This is a genomic window from Bacillus cereus group sp. BfR-BA-01382, assembly GCF_022663475.1.
In the GTDB taxonomy this organism is placed as follows: Bacteria; Bacillota; Bacilli; order Bacillales; family Bacillaceae_G; genus Bacillus_A; species Bacillus_A thuringiensis_S.
Genome location: NZ_JAKUFQ010000017.1, coordinates 1 through 21,971, shown reverse-complemented (window position 1 = coordinate 21,971; position 21,971 = coordinate 1). Strand labels below are relative to the sequence as shown.

Genomic DNA, 21,971 nt, shown 5'->3' with positions numbered 1-21,971 from the left:
GTGATTTCTACAACTTACTTAATATTTCACGTAATTGTTCGTCCTTTTCAAGCATTTCTACACATACATTCCCTACAACTGTCGCTGACCTAGAATAGTGTTCAGCCAATTCTAGTGTTTTGTGTAATATATCAGGATATTTTTCAATTACTCTCATCGCTTCACCTTTTTGATAAAAATCACAGCTTAATAAACTCTCAATATTCGTTCCAATGACGTCTACATGGATTTTATATATATTTTCTAACTTCATTACTATATCTAGTAGTTCTTGAAAATTAACTAATACTTCTTCTCCACCACCAGAACCACTATCTCCCATTGATACTTGCATTATTGAATACCTCCTAACGAGAATTGTCTCGGGTCAATTAACTTTTTATATGGCATTTTTAACACGTCATACAATTTCTTATTAACCGCATAGAGGCTCACCCAGTCATATCGATTACGATCTACATCTATTTGAACGAAATCTTCTCCTTCAGTGAAATATAAGAAACATTCCCATTTTCCTCCTCTATTACTTCGAGGCCTCGTATACGTTTCTATCGCTATAACGTCTTTATTTGATAAATCTTTTTCCTCAAATGTTTGTTGTTCTGCCTCTGTCATTCTCTTTGAGAAAAATGTATCTTCTATTTCTCTCGGTTCTCTCAATAAGAAGGGTATGCGTGTTAATAATGAAAAATATACGTCCGGTTTTGGTATGTAGTCGATCTCGTATTTTTTATTTGGTTCTATTTCTGTTAATACAGCCACTCGGTCTTTATCCTCTTTTAAAAAGCCAATTAATACATTATTCATTCTCGTGTATTCATGACAATTTTCATATTCCTTTAATAGTTCAATTATTTGAAAAGCTGCAGGGGTAATTCCATTTTCACTTGTAAGTAGGCCTTTTTCTTTTAAACTCGTAGTTGCTTTCGTGACACATTCTGCATCAAGTAAAATAATTGCGTCACGGTTTGGCAATCCAAATATATCGGTAACCCCAGCTGCACCTGCGAGAACATATAATTCAGCAGGTGCAAAACTCATTTCTTTCCCCATTCTTTTATCCCTCGTTTCTCCATCACAATTGTTTTATCGCCCTTACTTCCGATCTATCTCCGTACGTTTGAATGCTTTTATCTAACTCTTTCAAAGCTTTCGTATGCCCTTCAAATGCCTCTACCATTTCTGAATTATATTGAATGATCAAATCAAGGTAACTTAAAAAAGCATCTCGCGTTTTTCCATTCCATTTCGCACCTGTGACATATGCTTTTAAGTCTTTCGCTTGGTTTAAAGAATCCTTCATACCATTTTCAATGTTTTGTGCGTAAGAAATGGCACTTGCAGTGTTACTTCCTATAATTTCAACCTCTTTACCACTCATGTTCGTTCCCTCCATTCTTTGTATGCTTAATGGATAAAGTTTTCAAATTCCTTTTTCTTTTCTTCAAAAGCCTTGGTCGCTGCAGCGTATGCTGACGCTTTCTCCGATTCTGCTTTCGCTTTATATTCCAAATACTTTGCATAAGCTGTACTTTTTGCAGATCCAATATCGCTTAATGCACTTTTAAAATAGGATAATACTGTATTTAAGTCTTCATCCTTTTCATGACGTTTTTGTTCAAATTCAACTGCCGGAATTTTATTAGCTTCTAAACCATTACTTTTACTCTCATACTCTCTCTTCGCTGATTCAGCCTCTTGAATGAATTGCTTTAACTCTCTTTCTTTATCTTTTAAATAATCATGTAAATCATCATACCGATCTCGTTTCCTCGCACTTTCTGTAAAACCAGACGCATTTAAAAAAGCATTGTACAATTCATCTAACATCTTTCTCCCCCTTTAGCACAATAACTATGTAGTTAAATTCGTATATTTAAACATGAATATTCATTACATTAAGAATTAACAAATAATTATTTTTACATATTGCTATTTTATCAAAGGGATTTTAACATTTCCATATTTTATGAATGGCTTTCGCATTTTTCTTCAATAAAGTGAAACTTTAATCAATATGACTATGTATTTATGTGCAGAAATAATAAAAAACACTGCCAGGCGCAGTGTTTTTTATTACTACCTTTTATCCAATTCATTCGTATTAAATCCTTGCTTGAGAGTAAGACCAGTTCTTTCTTATTTCATCAACAACTATTTCTGGATAATCCCAATGAAGCGTACGAGTAGACTCCCTGATTCGTTATACTATTCCTTTGGCTGTTTTGTTTCTATATTCATTCCAATATTTTGGCTCAGTCGCTCTTAAAAGAACGATAGAAAAAGGATCTGATATGAATATCAGATCCTTAACTTTAATTTCTTAATACATACATCTTTTTACACGATAACTGGTTCATACGTGCTCAAATTATCATACTCAGTTTTTACAATACTAGGCGGAAGGTTAACACATCCTCAGATTCACCTTTTCCTGTAGCAGTGCATAATGTTTAATAAAATTAAAGCATATTTTTACTTACCAGACTTAATTTTTTCGTTATATTCTTCTAAAGTTAACCCTTTTTCTTTTAGATAAACAGCAACTTCTTTTCCTACATAACGATAGTGCCATGGCTCATACTTAATGCCAGTAATATTCTCTTTATCTTTTGGATAGCGGAGAGTAAATCCATACTCTGCAGCATTCTTATCTAACCATTTGAATGCATCGGTAGTTTCAAATTTTGCATTTAAATCTTCTACAGTATTCTGCCATTCAACTGAAATAATGTCTAACGCTAATCCAGTATGATGTTCACTTGCACCAGGATACTGAAGATATTCCAACGCCTTAGCACTAGCCTCTTTATCCGACAAGCCTTGAGATTTATAGCTTTTAACTGAAGCATCATAATAGGTTTGTTGTAATTTTATAGCTCGATAACCTGATCTTAAATAAAGATTGATTCCCTCTTTTTTTGCAGCTGCTACCATATCCTGATAGGAAGTTGCAATTCTACTATCTATTTTCATATTCGGCTTAGCATTTTGGGTAATACTTGTTAATTCAATTCCTAGTTCCTTTGATAACATATGCTCTCTATTTACAAGAATAATTCTCCAATCATTAGGATCAGAGATAGGTAAAACATCTTTTTTATTCGCATGTATCTCTTTTTTATTTTTATCGTTATTATTAGTAGTTTCCTGAGATGTTTGCTTTCCACTACAAGCAGCAAGACTCCATCCCATTGCCAATACCAATGCTAAAATTATAAATTTTTTAATTGTATCTCATTCCCTTTTTGTTTATTAGTCTTTATACCAATTTCCCAACACGTCTCTAGGAATCTCCTTAAAATCCTTCAAAGAAACGGGGCCGACAAATTTTTTAATTCCATGTTTTTTAGAATCTTCATCCGAATAATCTTTTAAAAATTGAATTTTAAATTGTTTCTTACCATCAGCGTAGTCGGTTACTGTCGGTACGATTGCCGCTTGTCGTATACCAAAAGTTTTATCTTCATACTTAACAAATTGTACATAAGATAATCCTCCAACCAATGTTTCTAATTTTTCTTGCGCAGAAATAAGATTTCCAAGAGAATAATAGATTAGCGTTTCATGTCCCTCTTTATTTTGTTTCCACTCAATTGGTTGAATTACATGTGGATGATTTCCAATTACTACATCTACACCTAAATCTGTTAAATATTGAGCAACTTCTTTTTGTTGCTTTGAAGGTGTTGAGGTATATTCTACTCCCCAATGCACCATAACAATCACCATATCAGAGCTACTCTTTGCCTTTTCCACATCATTTTGTATCGCTTTTTTATCAATTAAATTTAAAGCCCAAGACTTATCAGCCGGAATTTTAATTCCATTCGTACCATATGTATAATTTAGTAACGCAAAGCGAATACCATTTTTTGTAATCGTTTTTATTTCATTACGCTCGTTTTGACTCTCATTCATGCCTACTGGGATAACATCCGGATATTTCTTCCAGTATTCTCTTGTATTCGCAACACCTTTAATACCCATATCCATAGCATGATTTGTCGCTTGAGTCACTATATTGAATCCAGTGTCCACTAAAGATTGTCCTACTTCTTCAGGTGTATTGAAAGTCGGATATCCCTGTACTTTTAGATTATTTCCTGCAATTGGAGTCTCCTGGTTCACGATAGCAAGATCACTTGATTTAACAGCTTTTTTGATATTTTCATAAATATAGTTATAATCATATGAACCGTCTTTTTGTTTGCCATCTTTAATTACTGCGTCATGATATAAATTATCACCCGTTGCTATTAAATTCACAACCGATTTTACTTTTTTATCTTCCGTAAAATTAGGAGACTGTTGGATAGGACTCTTCTCTACCCAATTTGGTGCTTTTAATGATGTATCTATATTAGATTCAGCCGGTGGTAATGAAGCTTTAGATGTCTTAACATCTGTATTACCACAAGCAGTTAAAAGCACTAAAAAAATAAGACATAATAAAAAAAACTTTTTACTTCTCTGTAAAGTATCTAACATGTGATCCTCTTTTCTGTTTTATTACTTATAACCAGTTCTAACAAATCATTCTTTAAAACAACGTATTTTGGTTTTACCCTTAATTATGGAAGGACACTCTGTTACATTTACTTCGGAATATACAGATAATCATTTTCCATTCTCTAGCAATCTATCAATTCCATCAGAATTGATAGATTGCTAGAAAAACATGATCCATCAGGATGTCGACTAGTTTCATATACCTACCTGTTCCAATTGCAGTAACTCGTTTAATCTAAACAAGATAGAAGAATAGTTCATATAGCCTCTTCTCTTGCTTTACGTTTGTGAGTGGCTCCAAAAAGAGGGGATCGTTGCTGTACCCCCTTTAAATATTATGGAATCATTGTAACTAATTTCTTTACGTTAAGCGACAAACATTATACCGATAACGATAAGTAAGACCCAAGAACTTATTTTACCAATATACAAAAAAAGTAGCAATCTTTTGACCCATATAAAGAAGCCAATTAGGAGAAATGAAAGGAAGATTCATTTTAATTAATTCCTTCCTTCATTGATTAATAAAAAAACAAGCCATCCAGCTATTGGATGGCTCTATACGATAAAGAGAATTTGTTATTGGATTACTTCAATTTCCCTTCAAAAACAATCTTCCTACCGCACGGCTCAACTACTGTTTTGCCGTCTTTCTTTACTTCATGAAAGATCGGCTCTTCCATACGACGAGACGGAGCGTAGCCTTCTTGTTCCATACGTGCTAAGCAGTCTGTAATTGTTTCATTTTCTAGTACTTCAAATTTCTTTTTATTAGGTTGTTTTGTCATGCCCTAACCTACTTTCTATTTTTCTTGATGCGAATTGATTCTTCATGTAGACCATATATAACATTGCTAGAATTCCCATTATAATCATAACCGCAATAAAAAAGCTTGTATACTGTATTTTTTCTATAAATACGCCGCCTAATACAGGCCCCATAATACTTCCTAAACTAAAAGCGATTCCGGATAATATATTACCTGCCGGTAGTAAATGTCTCGGTAATAAATCAGTCATAAATCCAAGCCCTAAAGAGAAACACGATCCAATAACCATACCCGCTAAAAGCATGCAGGCAAAGACAATCCAGTAATATTGATCAAATACGGCGGCAAGTAGAAAAATTCCCGTACTTATGCTAAACGTCCACGTTAATATACGGTCCCTTCCGTATTTGTCACTTAATATACCGAGCGGAATTTGTGTAATAATACCCCCAACTGCAAATGCTGGTAATAAGAAGGATACATCTGAAACAGACCACCCTTTACGAAGTGCGTATACTGGTAAGTTACTGTTTAACATTGCTTCAAGTACGCCATATGCAAGTGGACCTAGCAGTGCAATCCATCCTAATCCAACAACTTGTTTATAACGAGAAAATGATGATTCACTCTTCACTTCTCTTTCATCTTGCGCTGGGAATGCATTTTTTGTTGGAAGTAGTAAAAGCCAACCTATTAAACAAAGTACAGTAGATATAATAAATGGTGTCGCAAGACCGTACTGCACAGTGCTTGCTAAATACGGACCAACGGCAAAACCAATTCCGAAGAATACACCGTATATCGATACTTGTCTCCCTATTTTACTTGGGTCCGATGTTGTCGTGATCCATGTTTGTGTTCCGACATGAAGCATATGATCTCCGACTCCAACTAGAAATCTAAGGATAAACCATACCCAAAACGAAAATGTTTGTGTAAAAAAGAATAATGAAATAATAACGAGAAACCCACCTATAACAATAATCGGCTTCATTCCAAACCTTTGCATCGGTTTTTCAAGAAACGGCGAAATGACTAATATCCCAATGTACAATGCCGTCGCATGAATACCATTAATACTTGAACTAACCCCTTCTTGTTCAAAAATCATTGCAATGGCAGGTAAGAGCATTCCTTGTGACAAACCCGAGATTGCTACAATCCCAACCATAATCCAAAAAGTAAAACGCATTGACATCCCTTTCCCTCTCCTTCTCACGCTTCCACTTTTCATTATAAACTGTTTCTTCAAATGCGTGTACGAATATTCGCAATAAAAAACAAGCTAAAAGAATGAACCTTTTAGCTTGTTATCTTATCCTTCCCAAACTTGCGCTTTCACATTGTAATGAAAGTGTTTAAAATATGGATTTTCATAAAATGATGGTCCATATAAGTAATGTTGCATATGAACTGTTAGTGGCTGCTGCATTTGTAAAGGAACTACAGCTGGTGAAACTTGCATATACATCGGATCTATCATTATTTTTGTATAGATATGATGATTATATGGCGAATAAGCGATTAAGGATGGTTTATGCATTGATAATCTCCCCTTATACATACAAATGTTATAGTATATGCAACACTTCTCATTTCGGGGATTATTTCTGTTCTAACCAATTCTCTACATGTTTTATAAATACATCTAAACAATCAATAAACGGTGAGTGTCCGCAATCTTCTAATACCTTCAACTCTGCATTTGGCAAATGTTTCGCTAATTCCTCACCGACTACTTGCGGTACGACATAATCTCTATCACCTTGTATGACGAGTGTTGGCGCTTTAATACGATGAATTTGCTTACTTCCCTCTACAACCCCGTTATGTTCATCTGAAATATTAAATGTAATGAGCGCATAATTCACATCTACGAAATTACGTTGCGTTAACATATCATCTAAATACTTTTCATAACGGTCCGGTTCAGGTTGATTATGTGTATATATTAATAGATTCCATACTGTACGGTAATATAGTTTGTTCATATTTTTTATCGCATCTAATACTGGAGCGATTTGTACTGGATCTTGCGCAATTTCTTCTTTCGTCTTTACTAAACTTGATACAATCGGCTGCCCATTCGTATCTTTTTTAAAGATTGGGTATCCTTTCATTCCTACTGATTCTACTAAAATTAACTTTTCTACAAAATTTGGGTGATTCGCTGTAAATTGCATCGCAACGCCACCGCCCATTGACCAGCCCATTAATGAGAATTTCTCTAGCTTTAACTCGTCGATAAATAATTTTACATCCTCTGCAAAGTCTTGTAATGAATCTATCGATCGATTATACGTTGATTGTCCAAACCCTCTTAAATCAAGAGCGTAAATATGGTATTGATCTTGCAACTTTTCAATGACTAAATCCCAATGTTGTGACGATGTCATGTTCCCGTGAATGAGTACAAGAATATCTGTATTTCGCCTTCCAACTTCCTGATATGCAATCGTTTCTCCGTTCGATAGTGAAACAAACTCCATTGTTGCAGGCTTAATCATCACAAGTTCCCCCATTCTATTTAATAGAAAGAAAATTCTTTACTTAATTAAAGAATAGCACGTAGAATATACGTTCGCAACATAAAACCTATAAGAATTTTTTACATAAATCAACATGTCTATTACTAGACAATTATTATAAAAAAGTATATAGTTAGCTAGGTAACTAATTTGAAAGGATCAAAATACATGGACGAAAAACAACATTTTTTTCACATCGTCAGCCAGACTTCTCGAAAGTTTACGAAGAAATTTAATGAACGTGTATCTCCAACAGGGTTATTTAGTGCGCAATGGGCTGTTATTTTCCGCATTAATCAAACTGGTTCTTGTACGCAAACAGAATTATGCCAGTATTTAAATGTTGAATCACCAACGATGACTCGTACGTTAACACGTATGGAAACGATGGGATGGATTATTCGTACAGAAGGTAAAGATCGCCGCGAGAAGCTTATTTCTTTATCCGAAACAGCGATAAAGATGATTCCAGTATGGCAAGAAGAAGTTGACACTTTCGAAGAAAAAACGCTAGAAGGTATTAACGAAGATGATTTACATCAAGCATTTCAAATGTTACAACAAATTATTAAAAATTTAGATTAAATTGGAGGGATGACGATGCAAAGTGAGAAACTTTGGACGAAGGATTTCCTCGGAACTTGTTTTAGTAGTCTATTTCTCTTCTTAACATTTTACATGCTTATGACTACTCTGCCTGTCTATGTAATAGACGGCCTAAAAGGAAAACCTGAGGAAATTGGTTTAGTTGCAACTGTGTTTCTTATTTCTTCTGTTTTATGTAGACCATTCACAGGAAAATGGCTCGATGATTTAGGAAGAAAGAAAATATTATTTATTTCACTTTCATTATTTTTAGCCGCTACTGTTATGTATTTCGGTGCGCAAAGTTTATTCTTATTACTTGCCCTTCGCTTCTTACACGGTATTGGGTTCGGGATGGCAACGACAGCTACTGGTACGATTGTAACTGATGTTGCGCCAGCTCATCGACGAGGCGAAGCACTTGCATATTTCGGCGTATTTATGAGTCTGCCAATGGTAATTGGTCCTTTTTTAGGTTTAACAATTATTTCTCATTTTTCGTTTACTGTATTATTTATCGTTTGTTCCGTATTTTCATTACTTGCATTTTTATTAGGGCTACTTGTCGATATTCCTCACGAAGCACCTGTTAGCAAACAAAAACGTGAAAAAATGAAATGGAAAGACTTAATCGAACCATCTTCTATTCCGATTGCACTTACAGGATTTGTTTTAGCCTTTTCTTATAGTGGTATTTTATCCTTTATTCCTATTTATGCGAAAGAACTCGGTTTAAGTGAAATTGCAAGTTACTTCTTTATTGTATACGCACTTGTTGTTGTCATTTCTCGTCCATTTACAGGAAAGATTTTTGATCGCTTCGGTGAAAATGTACTCGTTTACCCTGCAATCATTATTTTCACAATCGGAATGTTCATATTAAGCCAAGCACAAACTTCATTTTGGTTCCTTGGCGCAGGTATGCTAATCGGTTTAGGTTACGGAACATTAATTCCGAGTTTCCAAACGATTGCAATTTCTGCCGCCCCAAACCATAGACGTGGTTCTGCGACAGCTACGTATTTTTCATTCTTTGATAGTGGTATTGGTTTTGGTTCTTTCATTTTAGGTATTGTCGCAGCGAAATCCAGTTATCATAATATGTATTTTATCGCAGCTATTATCGTTGCGTTCACTTTACTTTTATATTACGGATTACACGGACGAAAACAAAAATTCAAGAAACAACCTACAGACGGAAAAATTTCCGCTTAACGTTAATAAGGAAAGTAAACTTCCCCGTTTACTTTCCTTATTTTGTATTTCTTTCAAGACGAGCGTATACTTATAGTAGAAATAAAAAGGAGGGCCATATATGAAACTAAAAAAATCTCCCCTACTCTTACTTATACTAACATTCATATTTGTAATTACAGGGCTTGGGTTTACTTACTTCAAACATAATAAAACGACCCCATCAAAACATAATGTGACAAAAGAAAACTGGTTAAATGACCCTTACTTACGTTGGTCGTATACACATATGAAAGAATTCACTTTAGTTAATAACGTAAAAAACAACCCTGACCAAATTGCTCACTTCCCTTCCGCATTGCAAAACTTAGATGATTTTGCTGTGGAGCGTAGATTCGGAAATACAACTCCTCTAAAAAAACTTTTAGACGATAACAAAACAGATGCTTTTGTCGTTGTACATAATGGACAACTTGTTTATGAACGATATTTCAATGAGTATAAACAGAATGAACCTCATGGTATGGCATCATTAGCAAAAGTCTTTACCGGGGCAATTATACAATCTCTCGCTGAAGAAAAACGTATTGACTTAGAAAAAACAGCTGACACTTACATAAAAGAATTAAAAAACACACCGTTCGGTAATGCCACACTTCAGCAATTAATGGACATGCAAGTTTCAGCTGAATATCCTACTCATGGATATGAGCAACCTGGGCTAGAAAATCAAGATGCACAATTATATTTAGCTAGCAATATTTTACCCCGCGGCAAAAATTACGACGGTCCGATGAAAATTTATGATATGTTACGGGAAGCCGAAGAAACTGCACCGCCTGGTTCTTCCTTTTCTTACAATAACGGATCAACAGAAACGCTTGCTTGGATTATTAGAACTATTACTGGTAAATCACTAGCTGAAAATGTAAGCGAACGAATTTGGTCTCAAATTGGTATGGAAGAAAACGCGTATTACGTTACAGATGAAATGAAAATAGAACAAGCAAGCGCTGGCTTAAATGCAACTGCTAGAGATATGGCGAGATTCGGGCAATTACTATTAAACAACGGGGAATATAACGGAAAACAAATTCTCCCTTCTTCTATTACAGAAAGTGTAAAAAATGTACAAGAAGGTGAACTTGAAATTAGTATTGGCGCTTCTATTTCTTATCATAATCAATGGTGGATTCCCCACAATGAACAAGGTGCTTTCGAAGTGTTAGGTAGTTACGGACAAACACTTTACATCGATCCGAAAGCAAATATGGTAATCGTTCATTTCTCTTCTAACACAACGCCAAGTAATGAAATACATTCGGTTTATTCAAATATGTATATTGATATTGCACATCATTTAGAAAAGCTTCCACAGTAGTGGAAGCAGGAGTTTAAACCTTGCACAGTTATGACTATTCAATTGAACACTCGATCTGTTGTGCTAAAACGTCAATATAGTAAAAAAGGATCTCTCTTGATATAGAGAGATCCTTTTTTTTATTTCTTCTTCTTTTCTGTCGGTTGGCTTTGTTTAGCGAAATTAGATGAATCATCGAAATTTGGTTGCTTTTTACCTGCATTATTACTTCTACCTTTTCCCATATGTAATGCACCTCCCCTCATCCTTACTATTCCCAATAAAAAACTCCTCTTGCGTTCAGGAAAAAATTTTTATTGTCGCTTATTAATAATGTCCAACAGTTCTCGTAGTACTTCCAACACTCTCGGTTCTGCCATACCATATTGTATACTTTCAACCATAATGTTAATGGTGATCATCATGCTGAGCTTGATAAAGAACAGCTTGTGGATAAAAAACCGTACATTCCATACATGTGAAAGAAGTTTTAGTGGTATTTTGACTCATCCAAGCATATAAAGTAACTAAATACTTGCTTGGTACCTATCTGTTTGTTGCACAAAACCAACATCCCTAGTAATCTCTCGTAAGATATTTGGAGATAACAATCTTTAAAATTCTTAAGCAAATAATTGTAATTCATCAGATACAAGAATAGACATAAAAAAACGCTATCCTTTCCTATATATTTATAGAAAGAATAGGTTTTTTCATTTTAATAGTATTACTTGATAGTATTGGCATTCCTATTAAAGCTAATATACAAATAACATCAATAAACTTGTAACTATGCCAACCCAAATGCAAAGAATGAAACAATAACCCATAATGTCTTTAATTTTCAATCCCAGCACACCTAAAAGAGGTAATGCCCAGAACGGCTGAATCAAATTTGTCCATGCGTCCCCCCAACCTACCGCCATAGCGATAGTAGCCGGATCTACACCTAACTTCAATCCTGCCGGGACCTGCAGTGGTCCTTGTAAAGCCCATTGCCCCCCGCCAGATGGCGCCAATAAGTTTACCAGCCCCGCTGACCAATATGTAAATATATCAAATGTATCCTTTGACGCAATGGATGCCATCCATTCAATGATTGAGCTTCCCAAACCTGAACTACCTAAAACAGCAATAATCCCTGCATAAAATGGAAACTGTAAGATAATTGGAGAAATGGATTGCGCAGATTCTTTAAATCCTTGTGCAAAGTTACCAAGAGAACCATGTAGGAGCAAACCAAGTGACAAGAAAAACAAATTAATGATATTTAAATCTAAACTATGACCGTTCATGAATTCATAAACACAATACAACGTGCCGATTGCGCCTAATATTATTCCTAAAACTGGTGTCCATTCCAGTTTTTCCGCAGGAGTTAAACTTTTTTGAGGAGGTTTTACAAAAGAATTTGTATCAGTTTCGATTGCTTTATAGCTGATAATCCCACTTTTTGGAGCCATAAGTACAATAATAATTGGCATCGTGATGAATAGAGTGAAAAAAATAATTAAAGTAGAGTAACTAAAGATTGTTTGTGAGGTAGGAATAATTCCAATCATATCTACAAGAAAATGATCCTTTGTGGCAATTGTCAGGCCAATAGAACTGGAGAGACCTGCGCTATATAAGGCTGTCGGAGCATAAGCAGCAGCTACAAGTAATGGAAAATGTGCATTCGCATTCTTTTTTGCTACTTCCTTTGCAATGATAGCTCCCACAACTACGGCTAGCCCCCAATTGATATAGTATGCAATTGCACTGATCAAAAATGTCATCGTATAGGCCTTTTGAGGTGTATCGGCTAACTTTGCAACAGACTGCAAGGCTCTATTAATAAACGGGACAGAAGCTAACGTCATCCCTGTAACCATTAGCAATACCATTTGCATTGTAAACGTTAAATAAGTCCAAAACCCATCCCCCCAAGATTTTACGATTTTGTACGGATTTGAGGGATTCATCAACAAAGCTATAATGAAAGTAAATAAAGTGAGCAGCACTGCAATAACAAAGGCATCCGGGACATATTTCTGAGACCATCTCGAAAATATATTTGCACATCGTGTAAGCAACGATTCTTTCTTTTCTGGTTCTGAATTTGTCTCCATTAAGGAATGTTTCATAAATATTCTCCTTTCTAAATTTTAATAAGGTAAATATAAATAACATTCCACAAAAGAAAATAAAATCCTTTTGCACTTGCTGCATATTAATCAACTAGATCAATATTCAAATACCGTTCCTTTCAACCTTTCTGGGCATTACCAGCATTAGCGATAGCTGGTTTAGGTGCTCGTGACATTATGGGATTTTGTGTTGTGAACTTACTATATGCGGGTTTTATCATTAGTCTATGCTTCTTATTTATTTAAACGAAAAGCTAGTTTTATACTAGCTTTTTTACATAATAAATCACTTATTTTCCATGAAATTTATAATCTTCTCCCACTCTAACTCCGTAAGATGTAATGACTCAAATGCAAAAAAATCTTCGCACACTTTTTCAATTAGATGTGGATTTTCCCTCAAAAAATTCCACTGTAATACTTTAGGAAGAAAATGCATTTCATATTCTTTACTTCCCCGTACTACCTCATCAACTTCTCTTTCACAAATTCCTCTTATTAAATAATCATTTCTTAACTCTATTTGAATTTGCTGAAATGTTTCGCTGCATTTTTTCAATTGAAGTAAACACGTAACATACTTCCGAAAAAGTTCGCCATCATACTGAACACAGTTTATAATACGATCGACTTCATTCATAATGCACGAGCCTTTTCTTCTATTTGTAATAACCATTTCTCACGCTTTGATACTTTACTCGTTTTCACAGATTGAAACACTGACCGTTTTATATCGCGAATGCCACAAAAACGTAAAATACCTCTCTTCATCATAATCCAATCTGCTGATCGATATAACAATGCGACGTACCATAGAGGCGAGTCTAACGTATTAATAACCCATGCTTTTTTCCCTTGCAATAATCCTTTCGGCAGAGCCCCTTCATATTTATAAGCAAATCCAGCTACGAAAATACGATCGATAAATCCTTTTAAAATTGCTGGCATCCCCCACCACCATATTGGATAGATGAATAGAAGTGTATCTGCTTCTTCTACTAACGTTCTATACCGAGCTGTTTCCTCTTCATTTACTAAATCGCGTCTTTTCTTCTCTTCATTAAATACGAGGACTGGATCAAATTGTTCTTTGTATAAATCAAGTACGGTAACTGAATGATTTGTTTCCTGTAGTCCTTTTTGCACATGATTGAAAATCGCCGCGTTAAAACTTGAAGGGTTAGGATGAGCATATATAATTAGTACGTTCACTACAAAACAACTCCCTCTATACGTTAAAGTTTCTCCTTCTTTAATAACTTCTCTACAATTTGTACGTTTTTCGAACTTTGCAACAATCGATTTAATAATATAAGTAACTCTTCTTTTTTTAAATCTTTCAGTTTCTCTTTAACTGCACTCTCACCAGCACCTTGAATATCATAAACAACTGCCACCATATGTTTACAATAATTTTCATAGGGACACTCACAGTTACTTTCTGAAAAATCTTCGAGATCGATAACTACTTCATAATTCCCTGCATTTCCAGTAACGAAAGCAAACACTTTTTTATCTTGTATTTCAACATCTTCTACATGCCCATCTTCATAATATTCATATCCCTTATCTACAATGTACTTTGGGATCCATTTCGTTATATCTTTTAATAAGTAAGCGTACATAATTGTACCCCTTCCTTTAATTCCCTTTTGACTTCAAAAATCCTGCATGTTATTCTAATTACTGTTAAGTAGCAAGTCTACGTGACAAAACGACTGACACCTATTCGGCGAAGGTGTCTCTTTTCATTTGCAGCCGATATGAATTGCCTCTTTCAGGCACATTCAATTTTTGACACTACACACTCAACACCATTCCCTGTATCAGGCTGCTTTAGCAGTCTTTTACTCTACATACTCCGTTATTTTAAGAAAAAAAGAGAGCTTAGCTCCCTTTTCTCGCCTTATACAATACACCTTTTTCAGCATAGAGATATTCATCAGCTAATGTAATTTTCCCATCCAGTTTTAGTTCGTCTAATAATCTTGATAAATAAAATTGATGCAACATCTTTTTCGTGAATTTTCCTTCATGATGCGAAACGATATGTTCTTGAATATCTAACAATGATATCGGCTTATCTTGCTCTATCATATATTCATAAACTGTACTACGCAGTTTTACGTATTTTTCGAGTGTCACAGTAATGCGCAACCCCTTTCTTCTTAATATAAATTTTCGTAATCGGTTTTTTTGCAATAAAAAAACCTCTCCGATAAGAAGAAGTTACGTATATATCTTCGTCTTATCTCCCAGAACAAATATGTTCTGCTGGAATTAGCACCTGCATCGCGGTTGCTGGGTTTCATCGGGCCAGTCCCTCCACCTCTCTGGATAAGAAAATATTCACTTAATTCTTACTATACGTAATTCCACTTTAATTGTCAAACAAATATAATAAATATAACAAATTATATTTTCTTCCTTACTGTTCATACTACCCATATACGAACATGCAAGGAGGATTATGAAATGCATCAAAATGCTCGCGGATATGTACAAGATTCTTTTCAATCATTACAAGAAGCTAAAAATTGTTTAGAAGAAGCGCTCGAAACAGTTGAAAAAGATTTTAATCGCGCTCGTATTGAACAATCACTTTATGCTGTTGAACAAGCTATTCAACGTTGCGAGTACACCGTTCACATTTTAGAAAAAGATTAAAAACTTCCCATCTATTGATGGGAAGTTTTTTCAAATGGCATACTTCATAATTATTGCCGTTATGATTAAAAAATATACAGAATTAGCAATTTCTAAAATTCCTACTTTTATAATAGAAATTTTTTTGCCATACAACACAATTGCTCGAATGACACTTGGTATAAAAATAAGAGAACACCACGGATTAATCGCAAATACAATTATCGTTAATAAGATATGATATCCCCAAGATATAAGACGATACTTCGGGTTATTTTTTTCACGAATCATCGTTTTCACATAGAACGTACTACCTAAAAAGTATAAAAATGAAATAAGTGCAATGAATAAAGCTGTATGATCGATTTGCTTCATTGAAAAGTAATAACTAATTAACCCACCGATACAAAACACAATGATTGCACAAATATCATTTAATAGTGCTCTTTCATTTTTTTGACGGGCGTAATACATATTCACTATAAATAATGGAATCATTACTATTAAGAATAAAAGAATTCGCCACTCATATAATAAAGAAATCATCCCAAATAGGAACGCAATGCTGAAATAAACAATGGCAGCTTGTAAAAACTCTTTTTTTCGTCTTTGCTTTATGTACGTAAGAAATGGATACGTGGCTAAATAGATAAAAAACCACGCTAAAAACAATGGAATATGATAAATAGTAGGTTTCCCAAGTACGACACTTAATAAAAAAGGAATAACAAGCATGGCCCATGCACCATGTTGCTTCGGAATAACTAACTTCATTAACTATACACCTCACTTTTGAAAAAAGTTCTCACCTACCATTATACAAATAATTTTATATAATAACGGATGCATATTAAATCAATTTTTTGACAAAAAAATGCTCCTTACAATATGTAAGAAGCATGAAAGAGGCAAACGAATATGTAAGTCGCGACCCTACCTTATATGAGTATGCTTTTCTATGTCACGTTATGCTCATCTAATATACCGTATTTCTTTTTAAATCTTGTAAGAATCGTAATCCATGAAGTACTAAATAGTAATAAGAAAATAACATTCGAAATCGCATGGCTCAAATCAAAGTAAAAACTTGCGATATAATACGAAATGACAGTTTCCCACGTTGCTTCTCGTATAAAACCGAGAAGGCCCCAGAAATTCATAATCCAGCCAAATAAAAAGCCAACAATTACTCCGTAAAGAAGTCTTCCCCATAGCTTTTTCATAAAAAATGTATTACGAAGTAGACCTGCTATAAAACCAATCATGCCCCATGAAAACATTTGCCACGGTGTCCATGGACCTTGTCCTAAAAAAATATTGGATATGATTGCTGCTGTAGCACCAATCATAAAACCAGTTTCACTTCCAAATACAATTGCAGAAACGATAATGACAAAAGAAGTTGGTTGTACACTTGGTAAAATAGAAAATGGCACCCGGCTTACTGCTGCAATTGCCGCTAATACAGCAACGAGAACAATTTCACGTGAAACAAACGCCTTCCTTTCAAAACGGATATAGAAAGGTAACATAATAACAACTAATAAAAACAAACTACTTAACATGTAATAACCGTCCATAATAAGTGTAGTAAAGAGTAATGTGCCTATTATTACTGCAAAAATACATATTATGAATGCAACATATCGTTTGGACACGCTTCGTACACATCCTCCCACGTTAATGCATATGGCAATTCTTTTCGAATGAATCGATTAATAGATGTTGTATAAAAGAAGTTACCACTAAAAAATTCTTTCGGTGCATCATTCATAATGACTGTCCCATCAAATAACATCATACATTGATCCACGTATTTCGCTGCAAACTCAATATCATGCGTTGCCATTACAATTGTTGTACCTTCTTTTTGTAGCTTCCTAAATAGCTCTCCTACTCTTTCTTTCTTCCACGGATCTAGCCCCTTTGTCGGTTCATCCAGTAATAATAAAGTTGGCTTTGATAATAATGTCGTACATAACGCAAGTAATTGTTGCTCTCCTCCGCTACAATCGTGCGGATGGCGTTCTTTAAGCGAGTACAACCAAAACTGTTTTAGCGTATCTTCTGCTATTTCTTTTCCTTGTTCTCCGTATAATTCACGTGCACGTTCATACACCTCATCCCACACTGTATCAAATGTAAAATGATAATATGGATGCTGCGATACATACCCAATACTTTTAAATCGTTCTTTCGAATCAATTTTATGTATCACTTTCCCATTCCACTTTACTTTCCCTCTTCTCACTTTTTGCAAACCAGCTAAAAGCGTTAACAGTGTAGACTTCCCTGTCCCATTCTTTCCAACGAGCGCTACCCATTTTCCTTTTTCAATCGAAACTGATAAATCACGTAAAATAAGCGGACTATTTTTTTCGTACTGGAACGAAATATGCTCTGCGCTTAAAATTACCTCTTGCTTTTCACTTTGTGCTATTAGCTCATTTACATATGATATCGCCGAAAAATTATTCATTTTCATTTGCGCCTCTCGCACCGTAAACGGAATATCTCTCACATTCCACTCTAAAAATAGCCTTGGAATTTGCGGAATAAATGGACGGAATGTTTCTACTCCCCACATATTCGTAATAACAGTTTTAGGACTACCATCATACATAATACAGCCATTATCCATACAAACAACGCGTGTTGCAAGCGGGATAACTTCATCTAAACGATGTTCACTTAAAATAATCGTAATTCCAAGTTCTTCATTAATCCGTTTTAATAATCCTAAAAACTCTTTTGCAGCAATTGGATCTAACTGCGCTGTCGGTTCATCTAATAATAGCAATTTCGGCTGCATAACTAATACCGCAGCTAAATTAACAAGTTGCTTTTGCCCACCAGATAACATGTGAACAGATTGATGCAATAAATCTTGAAATCCTAAAAAGCTAATAAGCTCTGCTATTCGTTTTTGAATAATATGTGATGGTAACCCAATATTTTCTAAAGAAAATGCTAATTCTTGAATAACTGTATCCATTACGAGTTGATTTTCTGGATTTTGAAATACCATACCAATTTCTTGAGCAGATAACAAATCAGGTACATTTTCTAATAAAGTACCATCATAATATGTATCCCCAGTACGCTTACCAATTGGAAGTAATTCTTTTTTAAAATGTTTTAATAAAGTCGTCTTCCCGGATCCTGATTCGCCGGCAAGTGCAATAAACTCTCCTTTTTGAACAGAAAGAGAAATATGCTGTAACGCTTTTTCGTTTTCATCAGCATATACAAATGATAAATTGTTTATTTCTGCATGCGCCACCATAACCATTCCCTTCCTTCCATTATAATTGGCAAACTAATAAACATCGTAAATACGATAAACATCATCCCATCGTATTGCTGAAATAAAATAGATTCGACTTTCGGATAAATGATTAACTTTCCTCCGCCATACGTACTACATATGATAGCAATTATAAATAGAATACTTAAATAACTGAGCGTATACCAATCTCGTTTTTCCATTCTATAGCGAATATATGTCGTACGTTTCGTTACACCAAATCCACGAGCTTGCATAGAATCTGCCGTTTGCAGTGCATCTTCCAATGAACAAATTAATAATACTTGCAGCAATTGCATACCATTTTTGACGCGTTCAATTATCGAACCTGAATCTACCTGCACACCTTTCGTCTTTTGAACGAGTGTGATTTTCTTTAATCGCCTTATAAACAAAGGAACAAATCTCACTGTAATCATCGTTAACAATGCAACTTTCGGTGAAATTCTTGAAAACAAATATAAAAATTTATGACTGGAAATAATATCATTGTATGACGCAAACGTAAACATAACTGCAACTAGTAATAACCCCATTACTATTCCAAACATAATCGCCTCAAGCTTAATACGGCTATCACCTAACCAAAATAATGTCGTTCGGCCTCTATGCGTTAATAACGAATTAAATAAAATGACCATAAAAAAGAAAATAATTGTGCTTGGTAACATCTTTCTTATCTTTTCGCTATTCCCTTGCATCACATTTAAAATAACAATTAATAGTATTGCTCCAATTAAAAAAAGAGGATGAAGACACATCATACATAGTATCATCACCCCGATATAATAGAAAAAATTCACAAAAGGATGTAAAGAAGAAAAACTTATTTTCATAGCCCTTTACCGAATGCCTTTCTTATTGTAATACGTATACCCACTCAATTGTATCTCCTGGTTTTACCGTAGCTACACCAGCACTATGGTTTGGAAAAGCACCGTTCACACGATATTTCCATCCACTAGTATCCGCAATATCTTTTTCATATAAATCATTAATACCTTTTACATAAATACTATCTCTAGATCCGCTTGCATCAACATCTAATCCTGTACGTTGCAATACTTTATACACTGTATCGCCTTCTTGTACATCCATCTTTTTCGCACCCATTATATATCCGTTATTTCCTTTTACCGAGATTGTTACTTGTTTTGCTTTAGGTACTGGTGGTACTGGTGGTGGTACTGGTGGTGGCACTGGGTTTGGTGGTGGTACCGGTGTTGGTGGAGCTGGTACACTATTATTCTCTTCTGACTTTTTCTTTTGCTCCTGCTTCGGTGTTTCTTTCGGCTGATTCACAACCTTTGCTTCTTCTTTTACTTCTGGTGCTTTCGGTTGTTGTTTCTCTTCTTGTGCTTGTTGCTGCTCTGGTTGCTTATTTACAGCCGGCTGTTCTTTCGGTTGTTCCTGTTGTTTCTCTTCTTTCTTTACCTCTGGTTGTGCCTGCGGCTTTTCCTCTTTCGGCTTCTCTTCTACTTTTTGTTCTTGTTTCTCTTTCTGCTCTTCTTGCTGCTTTTGCTCTGATTCAGCTTGCTTTTCTTCTGTTTTTTCTTCCGGCTTCGCTTCATCTTTTTGTTCTTCTTGTTTCGCTACCTCTTCTTGCTTCGGTTCTACCTTCTTCTCAGGCTTTACAGCTGCCTCTTCACATCCGGCAAGTAGCCCAAGCGAAAGCAGTAAAGAAATGAACCATTTCACCTTACTCATCCTATCTCTCACCTTTCATACGAAAATTAGGAGCAAATAATTGCTCCTAATTTTTTGTTAAGCTGCTTTACGTCTCCATAATACATATGCAGAAGCAATACATAATACACCCATACCTACTTCTGTTGCTGCACTATGAGAAGATGCTCCTGTTTTTGGTAGACTGTTACCGTTTCCGATTTTTTTATTCTTAACCGGTTCGTTATCTACAACTACTTTTAGATTTTCATCTTTTGTTTCTTGTTGTACTTGGTTTTGTTCTTTCGGTTCTTCAGTAACTTCTTTTTCTACTACATTATTTTCTGGTTCAACGACCTTTTCTGGCTCTTCAATCGGTTTTGGCTTAATTACATCACCAGCGTCTACATTAGACCAATCATAAATAGATTTTCCCATTTCCTTAAATTGAAGTAATGCTAAAAGAGCCTGTTCTGTAGCCATTCCGTTACCATTTTGATCACTTGGTAACCATTTAAATTCACCATTTGAAAGTTGATATGATAATAGGTTTTGCATTGCCTTATGAAGACGATTTTGATCTACATCTTTAACAAGTGATAATCCAATAATTGCTTGCGCAGTACTATTTGAATTTTCTTGTCCATCAGCTGAAAAACCGCCATTTTGCAGCTGTTCGTTATATAAATACGCAACAGCTTTTTGTATAGCTGGTTTCACATCTGATCGCTCTTGATAAGGAGCTAATGCTGATAAAACCATACCTGTTACATCAACGCTACTAGCACTATCTTTACTACCTGAACTATTATAAGTCCATCCACCGTCTGTATGCTGATTATTTAACAGTGCTTCCACTAGAGCAACTCTGTTCCATTTTGATTCAACTGGAATCTCATACTTCTTCGTATCAAATGCAAGTAAAGCAAATGCATAACCTGTAACAGAATTCACTTTATCTGACTCATACAATTTTTGAACTAAATTATGTCCACCTACATTTTTAGGGTCTGCACTCATTGCATTCATCATAATAATTGTTCTAGCTAAATCTGTCGCTGAAAAACGATTAATGCGCTTTTCTACTTTTTCAGTTACTGACTTAACATAATTTAATTTTGCCTCAATTGGCACATTCTTTCCAGAACGAGAAAGCGCTACAGCTACCCAATCACTTTCAATTCCATCTTGTAACATCTTGTCTGATGTTTTAGAAATGGCTTCATTTAATTGTGCACTTGGAACTTGAATGTTCTCTTGCTGTGGTTGTTCTGG

General features: G+C 34.9%; 25 protein-coding genes, 2 pseudogenes and 1 riboswitch. Of the genes and pseudogenes, 5 read left to right on the top strand and 22 right to left on the bottom strand.

The genetic code is table 11. The annotated features are described in order from the left end of the window. Positions 1–7 precede the first annotated feature (7 nt). From MR160_RS09995 to phaZ, 10 genes are all read right to left on the bottom strand, one after another. Positions 8–334 carry a hypothetical protein gene (locus MR160_RS09995; RefSeq protein WP_001198201.1) on the bottom strand — a complete coding sequence of 109 codons (327 nt, stop codon included), beginning with the start codon at positions 332–334 and terminating at the stop codon, positions 8–10. Next, positions 334–1,053, bottom strand: a complete 720-nt coding sequence (locus tag MR160_RS09990; protein WP_000514121.1) for a DUF5081 family protein — start codon at positions 1,051–1,053, stop codon at positions 334–336. Before MR160_RS09990 ends, MR160_RS09995 begins: the two co-directional genes overlap by 1 nt. Positions 1,054–1,075: 22 nt before the next feature. Beyond that, on the bottom strand, positions 1,076–1,381 hold the full coding sequence (locus tag MR160_RS09985) for a WXG100 family type VII secretion target (protein WP_000014538.1): 306 nt from the start codon (positions 1,379–1,381) through the stop codon (positions 1,076–1,078). Between the two features lie 26 nt (positions 1,382–1,407). Then, positions 1,408–1,830, bottom strand: a complete 423-nt coding sequence (locus tag MR160_RS09980) for a hypothetical protein (protein ID WP_000883462.1) — start codon at positions 1,828–1,830, stop codon at positions 1,408–1,410. A gap of 645 nt (positions 1,831–2,475) precedes the next feature. After that, positions 2,476–3,207, bottom strand: a complete 732-nt coding sequence (locus tag MR160_RS09975; RefSeq protein WP_000241993.1) for a M15 family metallopeptidase — start codon at positions 3,205–3,207, stop codon at positions 2,476–2,478. A gap of 48 nt (positions 3,208–3,255) precedes the next feature. After that, positions 3,256–4,491, bottom strand: a complete 1,236-nt coding sequence (locus tag MR160_RS09970) for a CapA family protein (RefSeq protein WP_000887594.1) — start codon at positions 4,489–4,491, stop codon at positions 3,256–3,258. Between the two features lie 608 nt (positions 4,492–5,099). Next, complete coding sequence (locus MR160_RS09965; RefSeq protein ID WP_000166303.1) at positions 5,100–5,300, bottom strand: NETI motif-containing protein; 201 nt, start codon at positions 5,298–5,300, stop codon at positions 5,100–5,102. Continuing rightward, positions 5,284–6,480, bottom strand: a complete 1,197-nt coding sequence (locus tag MR160_RS09960) for an MFS transporter (RefSeq protein ID WP_000062804.1) — start codon at positions 6,478–6,480, stop codon at positions 5,284–5,286. The genes MR160_RS09965 and MR160_RS09960 overlap by 17 nt, the downstream gene beginning before the upstream one ends. 117 nt (positions 6,481–6,597) lie before the next feature. Further along, entirely contained in the window at positions 6,598–6,825 is a 228-nt protein-coding gene (locus MR160_RS09955; RefSeq protein WP_000549501.1) for a hypothetical protein, read from the bottom strand. Positions 6,826–6,886: 61 nt separating this feature from the next. Continuing rightward, positions 6,887–7,789, bottom strand: a complete 903-nt coding sequence (gene phaZ / locus MR160_RS09950; RefSeq protein WP_000594887.1) for an intracellular short-chain-length polyhydroxyalkanoate depolymerase — start codon at positions 7,787–7,789, stop codon at positions 6,887–6,889. Between the two features lie 189 nt (positions 7,790–7,978). On the opposite strand from phaZ, the gene MR160_RS09945 reads away from it, so the two are divergent. From MR160_RS09945 to MR160_RS09935, 3 genes are all read left to right on the top strand, one after another. Beyond that, complete coding sequence (locus tag MR160_RS09945; RefSeq protein ID WP_000343679.1) at positions 7,979–8,395, top strand: MarR family winged helix-turn-helix transcriptional regulator; 417 nt, start codon at positions 7,979–7,981, stop codon at positions 8,393–8,395. A 15-nt stretch (positions 8,396–8,410) separates the two neighbouring features. Further along, on the top strand, positions 8,411–9,610 hold the full coding sequence (locus tag MR160_RS09940; RefSeq protein WP_001190320.1) for an MFS transporter: 1,200 nt from the start codon (positions 8,411–8,413) through the stop codon (positions 9,608–9,610). A 100-nt stretch (positions 9,611–9,710) separates the two neighbouring features. Further along, the gene (locus MR160_RS09935) at positions 9,711–10,970 is read left to right on the top strand and encodes a serine hydrolase domain-containing protein (RefSeq protein WP_242297291.1); all 1,260 of its coding nucleotides are present in this window, start codon (positions 9,711–9,713) and stop codon (positions 10,968–10,970) included. A 441-nt stretch (positions 10,971–11,411) separates the two neighbouring features. On the opposite strand, the pseudogene MR160_RS35310 reads toward MR160_RS09935, so the two are convergent. Both MR160_RS35310 and MR160_RS09930 read right to left on the bottom strand, forming a co-directional pair. Further along, positions 11,412–11,560, bottom strand: a pseudogene (locus tag MR160_RS35310) (IS4 family transposase); the annotation flags it as partial. 147 nt (positions 11,561–11,707) lie between these two features. After that, positions 11,708–13,075 carry a short-chain fatty acid transporter gene (locus tag MR160_RS09930; RefSeq protein ID WP_000682890.1) on the bottom strand — a complete coding sequence of 456 codons (1,368 nt, stop codon included), beginning with the start codon at positions 13,073–13,075 and terminating at the stop codon, positions 11,708–11,710. A gap of 123 nt (positions 13,076–13,198) precedes the next feature. On the opposite strand from MR160_RS09930, the pseudogene MR160_RS09925 reads away from it, so the two are divergent. Then, a pseudogene (locus MR160_RS09925) lies at positions 13,199–13,324 on the top strand (TIGR00366 family protein); the annotation flags it as partial. 40 nt (positions 13,325–13,364) lie between these two features. Here MR160_RS09925 and MR160_RS09920 read toward each other — a convergent pair. The 4 genes from MR160_RS09920 to MR160_RS09905 form a co-directional block, all read right to left on the bottom strand. Next, positions 13,365–13,718: a hypothetical protein gene (locus MR160_RS09920; protein WP_001006472.1), complete on the bottom strand. Its 354-nt coding sequence runs from the start codon at positions 13,716–13,718 to the stop codon at positions 13,365–13,367. Further along, a complete protein-coding gene (locus MR160_RS09915; protein ID WP_001101572.1) occupies positions 13,715–14,290 on the bottom strand; it encodes an NAD(P)H-dependent oxidoreductase in 576 nt (191 codons plus the stop codon). The genes MR160_RS09920 and MR160_RS09915 overlap by 4 nt, the downstream gene beginning before the upstream one ends. A 23-nt stretch (positions 14,291–14,313) precedes the next feature. Beyond that, positions 14,314–14,703, bottom strand: a complete 390-nt coding sequence (locus MR160_RS09910; RefSeq protein WP_000271530.1) for an SWIM zinc finger family protein — start codon at positions 14,701–14,703, stop codon at positions 14,314–14,316. A gap of 262 nt (positions 14,704–14,965) precedes the next feature. Beyond that, positions 14,966–15,223: a hypothetical protein gene (locus MR160_RS09905; protein ID WP_000171476.1), complete on the bottom strand. Its 258-nt coding sequence runs from the start codon at positions 15,221–15,223 to the stop codon at positions 14,966–14,968. 100 nt (positions 15,224–15,323) lie between these two features. Further along, positions 15,324–15,422: riboswitch (SAM riboswitch) on the bottom strand. 131 nt (positions 15,423–15,553) lie between these two features. Here MR160_RS09905 and MR160_RS09900 point away from each other — a divergent pair. After that, on the top strand, positions 15,554–15,745 hold the full coding sequence (locus MR160_RS09900; RefSeq protein ID WP_000554032.1) for a hypothetical protein: 192 nt from the start codon (positions 15,554–15,556) through the stop codon (positions 15,743–15,745). Between the two features lie 30 nt (positions 15,746–15,775). Here the strand turns inward: MR160_RS09900 and MR160_RS09895 are convergent, their stop codons facing one another. The 6 genes from MR160_RS09895 to MR160_RS09870 form a co-directional block, all read right to left on the bottom strand. Beyond that, positions 15,776–16,498, bottom strand: coding sequence for a YwiC-like family protein (locus MR160_RS09895; RefSeq protein WP_000779995.1), 723 nt, complete (start codon positions 16,496–16,498; stop codon positions 15,776–15,778). 182 nt (positions 16,499–16,680) lie between these two features. Further along, entirely contained in the window at positions 16,681–17,382 is a 702-nt protein-coding gene (locus MR160_RS09890) for an ECF transporter S component (protein WP_000044893.1), read from the bottom strand. Further along, positions 17,355–19,016 carry an ABC transporter ATP-binding protein gene (locus tag MR160_RS09885; RefSeq protein WP_242297289.1) on the bottom strand — a complete coding sequence of 554 codons (1,662 nt, stop codon included), beginning with the start codon at positions 19,014–19,016 and terminating at the stop codon, positions 17,355–17,357. Before MR160_RS09885 ends, MR160_RS09890 begins: the two co-directional genes overlap by 28 nt. After that, positions 18,989–19,867 (bottom strand): energy-coupling factor transporter transmembrane component T, encoded by an 879-nt coding sequence (locus MR160_RS09880; RefSeq protein ID WP_041488131.1) that lies wholly within the window; start codon positions 19,865–19,867, stop codon positions 18,989–18,991. The genes MR160_RS09885 and MR160_RS09880 overlap by 28 nt, the downstream gene beginning before the upstream one ends. A gap of 22 nt (positions 19,868–19,889) precedes the next feature. Continuing rightward, positions 19,890–20,738, bottom strand: a complete 849-nt coding sequence (locus tag MR160_RS09875; protein ID WP_000048890.1) for a DUF4430 domain-containing protein — start codon at positions 20,736–20,738, stop codon at positions 19,890–19,892. 57 nt (positions 20,739–20,795) lie between these two features. Next, positions 20,796–21,971 (bottom strand): prenyltransferase/squalene oxidase repeat-containing protein (locus MR160_RS09870; protein ID WP_242297287.1); only part of this gene is annotated, 1,176 nt, incomplete at its 5' end.